General features: G+C 44.8%; 9 protein-coding genes and 3 pseudogenes. 7 read left to right on the top strand and 5 right to left on the bottom strand.

The window, feature by feature from the left end:
* Positions 1–165: 165 nt before the first annotated feature.
* Positions 166–729 (bottom strand): hypothetical protein, encoded by a 564-nt coding sequence (locus AB6E52_RS22170; protein ID WP_050645430.1) that lies wholly within the window; start codon positions 727–729, stop codon positions 166–168.
* Between the two features lie 60 nt (positions 730–789).
* Positions 790–2,298: a DUF3360 domain-containing protein gene (locus AB6E52_RS22165; protein ID WP_102321477.1), complete on the bottom strand. Its 1,509-nt coding sequence runs from the start codon at positions 2,296–2,298 to the stop codon at positions 790–792.
* Between the two features lie 317 nt (positions 2,299–2,615).
* Between AB6E52_RS22165 and AB6E52_RS22160 the strand changes: the two genes are divergently transcribed.
* From AB6E52_RS22160 to AB6E52_RS22145, 4 genes and pseudogenes are all read left to right on the top strand, one after another.
* Positions 2,616–2,954: a hypothetical protein gene (locus AB6E52_RS22160; protein ID WP_017059071.1), complete on the top strand. Its 339-nt coding sequence runs from the start codon at positions 2,616–2,618 to the stop codon at positions 2,952–2,954.
* 83 nt (positions 2,955–3,037) lie between these two features.
* Positions 3,038–3,910 carry a patatin-like phospholipase family protein gene (locus tag AB6E52_RS22155; RefSeq protein WP_102321478.1) on the top strand — a complete coding sequence of 291 codons (873 nt, stop codon included), beginning with the start codon at positions 3,038–3,040 and terminating at the stop codon, positions 3,908–3,910.
* 27 nt (positions 3,911–3,937) lie between these two features.
* Positions 3,938–4,279: a hypothetical protein gene (locus AB6E52_RS22150; RefSeq protein WP_102321479.1), complete on the top strand. Its 342-nt coding sequence runs from the start codon at positions 3,938–3,940 to the stop codon at positions 4,277–4,279.
* A gap of 110 nt (positions 4,280–4,389) precedes the next feature.
* A pseudogene (locus AB6E52_RS22145) lies at positions 4,390–4,640 on the top strand (type II secretion system protein); the annotation flags it as partial.
* 11 nt (positions 4,641–4,651) lie between these two features.
* Here the strand turns inward: AB6E52_RS22145 and AB6E52_RS22140 are convergent.
* A complete protein-coding gene (locus AB6E52_RS22140; RefSeq protein WP_012604166.1) occupies positions 4,652–5,107 on the bottom strand; it encodes an Lrp/AsnC family transcriptional regulator in 456 nt (151 codons plus the stop codon).
* Between the two features lie 142 nt (positions 5,108–5,249).
* On the opposite strand from AB6E52_RS22140, the gene AB6E52_RS22135 reads away from it, so the two are divergent.
* Positions 5,250–7,061, top strand: a complete 1,812-nt coding sequence (locus AB6E52_RS22135; RefSeq protein ID WP_102321480.1) for a PLP-dependent transferase — start codon at positions 5,250–5,252, stop codon at positions 7,059–7,061.
* Positions 7,062–7,199: 138 nt separating this feature from the next.
* Here the strand turns inward: AB6E52_RS22135 and AB6E52_RS22130 are convergent, their stop codons facing one another.
* A complete protein-coding gene (locus AB6E52_RS22130) occupies positions 7,200–7,442 on the bottom strand; it encodes a hypothetical protein (protein ID WP_017068564.1) in 243 nt (80 codons plus the stop codon).
* Between the two features lie 406 nt (positions 7,443–7,848).
* On the opposite strand from AB6E52_RS22130, the pseudogene AB6E52_RS22125 reads away from it, so the two are divergent.
* Positions 7,849–8,160: pseudogene (locus AB6E52_RS22125) on the top strand (biotin/lipoyl-binding protein); the annotation flags it as partial.
* Positions 8,148–8,963, top strand: a pseudogene (locus AB6E52_RS22120) (DUF2955 domain-containing protein); the annotation flags it as partial. The pseudogenes AB6E52_RS22125 and AB6E52_RS22120, both read left to right, overlap by 13 nt.
* Here AB6E52_RS22120 and AB6E52_RS22115 read toward each other — a convergent pair.
* Entirely contained in the window at positions 8,960–9,508 is a 549-nt protein-coding gene (locus AB6E52_RS22115; RefSeq protein ID WP_372134538.1) for a LysR substrate-binding domain-containing protein, read from the bottom strand. The pseudogene AB6E52_RS22120 and the gene AB6E52_RS22115 overlap by 4 nt on opposite strands.
* Between the last annotated feature and the right edge of the window lie 61 nt (positions 9,509–9,569).

Here is a 9,569-nt window from a genome sequence, read left to right as displayed (position 1 = left end):
TGTACGGTGGTGTGAGAGGACGGAGGCCGTGAGGCCTCCTCCTACTCGATTGTGGGGGAATTAAAAGTAGGGGTGTGAACACAGAATTGGACAAAAATGGCGAGGTTAAATGTACTCATGATTCAGAAAAAAATAACGAAGTCTAACCTATCCATTAGTACGAAATTACAGCTTTACGATGCCACGAGTCACTTTAATGCCACCAATTAAAGTAGAACCACCGTAGTCTTTCGCTAATCTTAATAAAGTGTCATGAAATCCATGATTTGGGAAAGCTTGTTCTACTTCTGCAATCATGGACTTAGGGAGCCCTTTTTTAACCATTCCTTTTGATGCATCAATCCAGTCCGCTTTTCGACAAGCTTCTATAACTTTTTCATGTGGACCTTTATACGGTGTGATTTTGTGATGCCAGTGAATAGCGCCTTTTAGAGCATCAGGGTCTAATCCCCAATTTTCCTTTTCATTGTCATTTAATGCCACTGCTTCTGATGGCTCAAGGTAAGCGAGTTCATGGTCAGTCCACAGGCCAATATCATGATAGACAAATGCGGTTTCGACTAACTTTTCAAATTGTTCATCATAATCTAGAAAGTGCATTGCATAAGTGATTGTTCTATAAACATGATTACGATAGCCAAGATAATCTTCCCCAATCAGCTCTTTATAACGCTCAAGTAGTAACTCTACCCGTGGTCTCTCTAGCTTTATTTGAATCTTACTGCCCATGATTATTTCCTTATTAAATCATTCTGTTGTTCATTGAGGAGTTTAGACCAAAAATCGATATTAACGAAAACTCGGGATAATCGCTGGTATGCCCGGTAGAAGGCCAACCAGCGCCATTACACCACTTAGCACAATAAACATAATGCCAGGCAATACCCAACGGCTCATTTTACTCAGTTCACTACTACGTTCTTTACAACCGACTAAGCCTAAGTTATCCAACAGCATGGTGAGAGCCCAGCCAAATGCTGGGTTAACGAGCGCTGAAGAAAATACAACAATCGCTGCTGATTGTGTGGTTTTTCCTTCACGAGTCATTTCCATTCCAGCTTCTAGCAATGGCACAAATACCCCAACAATAAGTGCTACACACAATACAGGTTGCCAGATAGCTAGATCCATCGGGTAACCCCAAACTGCGGCGATGATACAGAACAGAGCTGTAAGCAATGCACCAGCAGGAATAGGGCGTTTAGCAATCGCAGCCGGTACGATATAAGTCCCCCATGAAGACGTAAAGTTAGTACCGCCAAGCAGAGAACCGAACGTTTGACGAATTGATGCCGTGGTCATGGTGTCGTCGATGTTCATGTGTACTTTTTCGGTACGTTCTGGGTAGCTGATCTTTTGGAATACTTGATGCCCTAAGAAATCCGGTGACCACATCGCTACGGCTAGAATCGCAAACGGCAATACCACCATGAAGTGTTCAATCGTCGGTAGGCCTAGCATCCAACCTGTATTTTCTCCCCACCAATACATAGGGTTCATGTTGGGCAAGCCTGGCTCAGTGTGGAAAGCAAATGGGGCGCCCATGGCAAATGCGATCGTACCACCCAACAAGCAGCTAAGAGGTACTGCTAACCAACGTTTGCGGAAGTGTTCCAGTAGCGCGTACAAGATAATGGTGCAAAAGATCACCACAAACGCGATGTGGCTCATACCGATTCCTTCAGCCCAAGCGAAAAGCTTTTTCACTTGAGAGGCGGTTCCAACAAAGCCGAGGTAGAGCAATAAGCCGCCACACACGCCTTTACTGGTGAGGTTGGCCAACATGCTGCCACCTTTACTGATGGCTAAGATGAGGCCAAAAGCGCCAATCAACAGGCCAAACGCCATCGGGTGTCCACCTGCTGCAACCACAATCGGAATCAAAGGGATAAGTGGGCCGTGGGTCCCTGCGAGGTTTGCAGTCGGCAATAAAAAGCCAGAGAAAATAATAATGAAAACAGAGGCGATGAGCAGTTCATAACGAACGTTTTCTAGAATGAAGTCTTCATTTAATCCGAGAGCCCCAGCAAAGGTGGCTGCAATCGCGCCCACCATAACCACTTTACCAATGGTCGCCGCCATCGCTGGGATGGTGTCTTCTATCTCAAATCGATAATCTTTAAACGGCAAATTTGGACGCCAGCGCTTAGGCGACATGATTTGCAATTCGTGTTCTAGATACTGTTCTCGGGATTCAAACTCTGAGCTTGGTTTATGTTGTTGTTCATAGGTGAGTTCATCCTCATTGGCTTGAGGCTTCTCTGTTTGTATATGTGCGGACTCTAAAGTAGTGCTCATTTTGATTCCTTTCGTTCACACTCTTAGGTGTGTTATTCCAACAAACGTTGTTGACTCACGGTATGAAGTGCAAACAATGCGTCAACTTATAATTAAAAACCCATTAACATTTAGTTGTTAGTACCTTATACCAAACCAAAAAAAACAAATAGACTCAGTCGGTTAGACATTAGTCGTAGAGTCGGACGACGAGTATTAGACCCTGTAGATAGTATGTGTCTGGTTATTTGTAGTCCCTTAATTTCTCCCACGTTCTGCACTTGATAGTGATAGAATCTCCGCATTAGAGTTATCGAGAAACTAGGTATTTATAAACAATGTTTATCCATCACGTAAATGGCATCGACTGGCTGGTAATTACAGCCTTTGAAGAACTGAAAACTATGTTTATCGAAGATGCAGGCCCAATCCCAGCTTGCTTTTCTACCGCCAGCGAGTTGAGCCTGATTGATCAAGCCAAACGCAGTTATGGATTTTTGCCTAAACTCCGCGGTGTGATCACCGATACCGGCACTTTTCAAAGTAGAGATATTGAAGAAGATTTGAACCCACAGCTTGCGTGTATCGTTGAAGGGCGTGGTCGGGTTTTTATCTATCACGGCGACTACGTGGCTTTTGTCGATGACGAGCAAACCTTCATTACCCGTATGGACTGAGAGTGATTCAGTGAGTTGAGATCGGCGAATTGGTAAATCGGCGAGTTAGCCCACCTAGAATTTAAAACTAAAGGATTAATATGATGGCAAAAACGATCTCATTGGTACTTGGCAGTGGTGGCGCAAGAGGCTTGGTTCACGTTGGAGTCATCCGCTGGTTAATTGAGCATGGCTATCAGATAAAATCCATTTCTGGCTGTTCAATTGGCGCACTTATCGGTGGTGTCTACGCTGCGGGCAAGTTGGATGAATTTGAAGAGTGGGTCACCAGTATCGATCAAGGTGATATGGCGATGTTGTTGGACTTTTCATGGCAGTCGAGTGGTATGTTCAAAGGGGACAAGATCATCGACACACTGCGTGGGCTGATCGGCGAGATTTCAATTGAAGATCTGCCTATCCCTTATACCGCAGTTGCTGCCAACGTCGCCGAAGAAAAAGAGGTTTGGCTGCAATCCGGTTCTCTGTTTGATGCCATTCGCGCCTCCATCTCTTTGCCACTGTTCTTCACTCCACATGTCATTAATGGTGAAGTGCTGATTGATGGCGGAGTGCTCAATCCCGTACCGATTGCGCCTACCTTTAGTGATAAGACAGACTTTACTCTGGCTGTGAACTTAGGTGGTGAACCCGAAATGCTTCAAAAGGAAGTGATACCGGTTTCCCTACCAACAAAAGAGAGTAACCTGCATGAGAAGGTTGTTCACTTTATCGATAATCTCGGTAACAGTGTAAAAAGTAAAATGAGCTTCAATTTTGCTGCTTACGACATTGCCAACCAAGCGTTTGATGCGATGCAATCGACCATTGCTCGCCAGAAGCTGGCCGCTTATCCCGCCGATATTACGCTTGAGATCCCACGTAATGCTTGTGGCACCTTAGAGTTCGATCGCTCACAAGAGATGATCGACAGAGGCTACCACTTAGCACAGGCTAAACTGGGCAATCGACTTTAATGTATTTGCTGCTGAATGAGGGTAACTATGGAAACTGAACTCAAAGAATTGGTCACAACAAAAGATGTCATCGTGCTCACCAGCATAGAAGAGCCTGCTGTATCTTGGTTGATAGATTGCTATCAAGAGAATGCTGATATCCAAATTATCGAGAACGCACACCAACTAGATACTGAAGCGATTTTGTCGCAATGCAGAAGCAGCCTTAACGAAAGTAAAAAGGTCATCCTTACAGCGCAGTTTCGTAGCCAACTGCCTATCATCAATATCGCTTCACTGTGTAATGAGAAGCGCAAGTCATTGATCAATATTGAGCTATTAGGCTGGGATGAAGAAAAACGCGTTCCTCAATCGTACAGTTGTTTTTAGCTGAAAGTGTTTCTGGACAGCTTGCCACTGTCTCTATGGTTTTGTAATTGTCCGGGGACTGATGTTGCACTTTGCGTTTCTGTATTGGCCACTTAAGGCTTTAGTTAGATCCATTCCCAATCACTTCCAATACATGGTTAGGTGGTGATCAGTACATCGATCATACACTTGCTCTGTTGCAGCTTGTATCTGGTGGGTACCAACAAAAGTCGAACAAGAAATTAATAAGATTGTGGACGGCAGTTCGAGTATAGAAAGCTCAGATGCGACAGGAAAAATACGTTACGAAAAAGCTTTTGGTGGCGCTCTTATCTGTATGATTGGAGATGATTATCCAATGCCTTCAGCACAGACAAATTAAGTCGTTTCTAATTACCTCACTGGCAACTTGGTCTTAGTTTTTACCTGACCGAAGGCGAAGCTGGATTCAATAGAAGCTATATTGGGTAGGCGGGTTAGTTGTTTACGGATGAACTGCTCGTAGCTTTTTAGCGATTCACTGACTACATGCAATAGGTAGTCGTGATTGCCCGTCATCAGAAAACACTCTAACACCTCGTCAATCACTTCAATGTGCTGCTCAAAGTCTCGCATGTTCTCTTCTGTCGGCTTTTCAAGTTTCACCAACACAAACACATTCACAGGTAAGCCACATGCTTCTTGGTCGACACTGGCGTGATAGCCGCGAATAATCCCCTGTTTCTCTAATGCTCGAACTCGACGTAAGCAAGGAGAGGGCGACAGCGCCACTCGATCGGCCAACTCTTGATTGGTGAGCCGAGCGTTGCTTTGCAGTTCAGCCAGTATTTTCTTGTCGATCTCGTCCATTGGCATATTCCATCAATATTGAGTTTAGTTTGGCAATATTATTGCTCAAAGTGTATGTCTTACTTCGCAAATAGCAATTTTTAACATCAGCACAAAACTAAAATTAAAGGAGGAACAACAAGCATGGAATGACTTAGGAATTATGAATACTTCAACTCAACTTAGCCCGCTGCGTAAAACCACCAAACACGAACAAGCAGAAGCCCTTGCGATTGAGCAAGCAAAGCACTTTGGTATCGATCCAAACAGTGATTACGGCGTCACGCTTATCGAACTGGCGACGACGCTGTACAAAGCCAATACCAAGACTCACGACCTTTGGGCATTGACGGTTGATGGGCTTTCAGATCTCGACAAGAGTGACCGAATCGCCTGGTTTAACGCCAAACGTTTCCTGTCGTTCCAGATCGCTAAGATCCTCGATAACCTGCAAAACCCGATGCGTGCCACTTACCAATCCATTGCCACCAATAATGGCAACTTTGCGTCTAAAGGCGCGTATCCTATCTTCGATAATGTGGCGGCTATCTTCTCGGCAAGCCCGGTTATTACGCGCACTGCGACCTATTTATTTGCCTGTACAGAATGGATTGAAGATGCGTTCAACGGTAAAGAACCGCTGCACGATATTTATTCTCGACTGCTTAACCCAACCTCGATTTCACTGGCTAACCATATGGTTGATATTGAGGCAGGCTCTAGAGCCAACGAATACCTCGCATGGAACTTTAATTCGGGTATGGCGGCCATTGATGGATTGTTGAGCCATTTGCTTGGACATGAAGACATAGTCTTGGCTTCACGTAATATCTATGGCGGTTCTTACCAGTTGTTGGAAGATTGGTTTGGGAAACCGTCTAACCTAAATGTCGCGGTGGAGTGGGTGGATGGTTACTCCGGTGATGAGTTTGCGACGCGCCTTGATGAGGTTGCTCATAAATACGCAGATCGCATCGCTGCGGGTAAGAAAATCTACGTCTACCTAGAGTCACCGTGTAACCCGCATGGATACGTGTTGGATGTTGCTAGCATTAGTAAAGCTGGTCACTCTCGTGGTTGGGACGTAATTGTTGACTCGACAGTGGGGACTCCATTGCTGCATCCAGTACTAAAACGCGACGATGTGGCTGAAAGACCCGATTATGTGATTCACTCCTACACCAAAGAACTGGCGGGTTCTGGCACCACAACCGCTGGAGTTGTGATTGGCCGCAACGAGACCATGTTTATTCCAAAAGGAGAGGAGGTCACTTTCACCAAGTCCAACGGCGATGAGGTCACCATTCCATGGGACGAAACGCTGTTTTGGAATGTGTACTACATTAAGGGCGCATTCCTAGACGCAGACAAAGCGTTTGAAGTGCTCAATGGTATGAAAACGTATGAGATGCGAGTGGTGCAAAAAACGATTAATACACTGACTCTCGCGAAGATCTTTGATGCTCACCCTGACATCAACGTATCGTGTCCTGCTTTGCCAGACAGTGACAACTATGAACACTGCCAGAACAACATGTACTTGGGTTTGCCAGCGGCGCTTTTCACAATCGATATGGAAGGTAACGGCGACCGTGCCCCAATCAATCGAGATGGGTTTAAACAGTTCTTCGACATGCTTGAGCCCGCTATCGGCATGCAAGTAAGTTTAGGGCAAACCAACACCGTGGCGCTGTGTCCAGCACTGACTACGCACTCAGAACTCAGTGATGAAGCGCTCAATGAAGCCGGTATCAAACCGACGACAATGCGTATCTCTATTGGCTTGGAAGATCCTCGAATGTTCATTGCTCATATTGTCGAGGCGGCTAAATTGTCGATTGACCGCAACCACGTAGATTTCTCATCCAGCTTCCCGAGTGGTGACAATATCGATGAAATCTATATGCAAACTTATATGGATGTACACCAGAAGTTTGTGAAAAGCTTGCCGAAGTTCAGTCAGCTGAGTCAGTAACTTAGGTCAGTAACTTAGCTCAGTAAGAAAAGTTAACAAGATTAGTCAGTTAAAGGCCGTCAATAAAAAAGCACCCAGCTGACTCAATAGTCGGTAGGGTGCTTTCTCGATGATCATATTGGTTTACCAAGTCACTTACTATTTTGGCTGGTGGCCTGTCTTTTTCGCAAGCTCTTGCATAGCTTCGGCAAACGTAGTTGTTCCGCCTTTCGCTTTAACCTGAACCACCTTATATCCTCGGCTTTCTAGCGCTTGACGCTCTTCTAAAACGGCTTTGTCATCTGGTTGACTGCCTTGCACAGGCTGATGAATGTAACACCCTTCTAATTGACCATCTTCGACCAGTTGGTGGTGTTTCAGTGCATTGATATCAAAATTCATAGTAAGTCTTTTCGCTTTAAATGGAGAGTCTCTGTGGCAAAGGCCGCGAGTCTTTATAATTTTATGGTTTGTACAATAGGCATTTTAACCATAAGAAGCTAGCGAAAATTAAGCAATCCAATGGAATGAAGTCGGGTGGTCTTACTTCTTCAATCTCTTATTGAACGCTGGGAAGGAAAGGGGAGGAACTGAATGCGAACGTTTCAATACACCCTTATCTGACCTTTTCGTTCAACCATTGAGCGAAATCGGTACAAATCATCAACCTTTCCAAATGTGGAATCCTCACTTCTTTTATTGGCTCTGTTTTCCATTTGTGAATGGTTATAACCTAGTTTTCGTAGAAAAGAGAATCGAATAAGCCGTGAGCGCGGCGCTTTATAACGAATGAAAACTAGGTACAAGCATGAACGAAAACTTTTATAGATACGCGATTTACACTGTTTTTTCAGCGGCAGCATTGTTCTCCGCTTTTTTAGTCACCTCAGATAATGTTTCCCCCTTCACCACTCAAGCGACTTTGTATCGTAACGTAGCGACCATTGCGCCAGAAGTGTCCCGCGTAATTACCGACGTCATGGTTAGTAATGGCGAGTTGGTTGAAAAAGGTCAGCCATTATTTGCTATCGATGCCAGTAGCTACCAATTGAAAGTGGCACAAGCGAAAGCCGAACTGCATCAAGCGCGTGACTCTGATTCAGCAAAATGGCAGCAAGTACAGCGTTGGTGGTGACTGAGGTATTTTCACAGCATCCGTTTGTGGTGTGGACCATCAGCCTGTTCTTCTTCGACTTTATGCGTCGTCGAGCCACTACGCCAGCGAAGAAAGGTAAAATGTTGATGCCAACCTTCAACTGGATTTTGATTGTGGTGTTTGCTCAGCATACCACCATGGATATGCCGATGCGTATTCATGAAATTTTGGTATCCATGTTGATTACCATGGTAGTAGCAAAAACCATGGTGGCTCTGTTCCCTGTTGAGCAAGGAAACAAGCCTCCTGTATTTAAAGAACAGCCTGTCACATTTGAGAGCAGAGCAATTTCACTCGCGTTGATTGGTCTTGGTTTGGCATTCTTGATGATTGTCGACATTATCTCTGCAACGTTCTGCATGGTGCCAGTGATTGCTGCTGCAACCCAAACCACACACAAAAGCTTTATCGACGTGGTTGACCGCCGTTTTCAAACTCAAGTGGGCGGCTGTGCATTCGCCGTGGTGTTCACCTTGTTGATGGCAGGGCATCAATCTACATTCGGTTACTACACCATAGTGTTGGGTTTATTTGCCTTTATGATCACCGCATCAATGGCCAAAGCGAAAGGTCCAGCCAGAGACATTCATGCCGATGCGTTATTGGCGACTATGCTGCCGATTCAGTTGTACATGACCAGTAGCAATTTAGGGTTGGAAAGTACCTTCCTACGCGCTTGGGAGCTGACTGTGACTTTGTTTGTGCTGTGGGCTTTGTGTCATTTTGTTCGTAAGCCTAATGGTGAAGAGCCGGCACTCGTTCGCTAATAATCAAATCCGGCCAACCGATTATGGTCTGATTTGATTGCGCCTTTCATAAAATTAAAAAATGCTTTTACTTTGGCTGAATCTTCTAAATCTTTATGAGTCATCATCCATAGGTCTGTATTTTGGTGCATCACTTCCATATCTACTCTTTGCAGAGTTCCCTTACTGTTACCTAAAAAGCAGGGTAAGTAGGCTAACCCCATCTGATTTTCAGCCGCGATGATCAGGGGCTCAAAAGAGTCGGCTTTCATGACAATTTTGTCTTCCGAAATCAGTTCAGAAACCTGTAGCGAAGCACTGCCTCTATGCATCATTAACCAAGATGCAGACTTTAAGGGGTGCTTACTCTTAAGGCCATTTATATATTCTGGCGATCCGTAAACACCAAAGGCAATTTTACTTAACTTGGTCCCAACTAAATGGGCTGGCAACTCATTTGCCGGGCGAATCGCGATATCTGCATCTAGGTGTGAAATATCCAATTGACGAGATGTGAGGCTGAGTTCTAACTGAATTTTTGGATAAAGCCGATGAAAAGCAGCCAAATGAGTTGTCTCGTCCTAAAATACGTTGACAGTATTTCTACTAAGCCAACAGCATCAGCTG

The organism is Vibrio sp. 10N.247.311.13 (assembly GCF_041467595.1).
Classification (GTDB): Bacteria; Pseudomonadota; Gammaproteobacteria; order Enterobacterales; family Vibrionaceae; genus Vibrio; species Vibrio crassostreae_C.
This window is presented reverse-complemented; position numbering and strand designations above follow the sequence as displayed.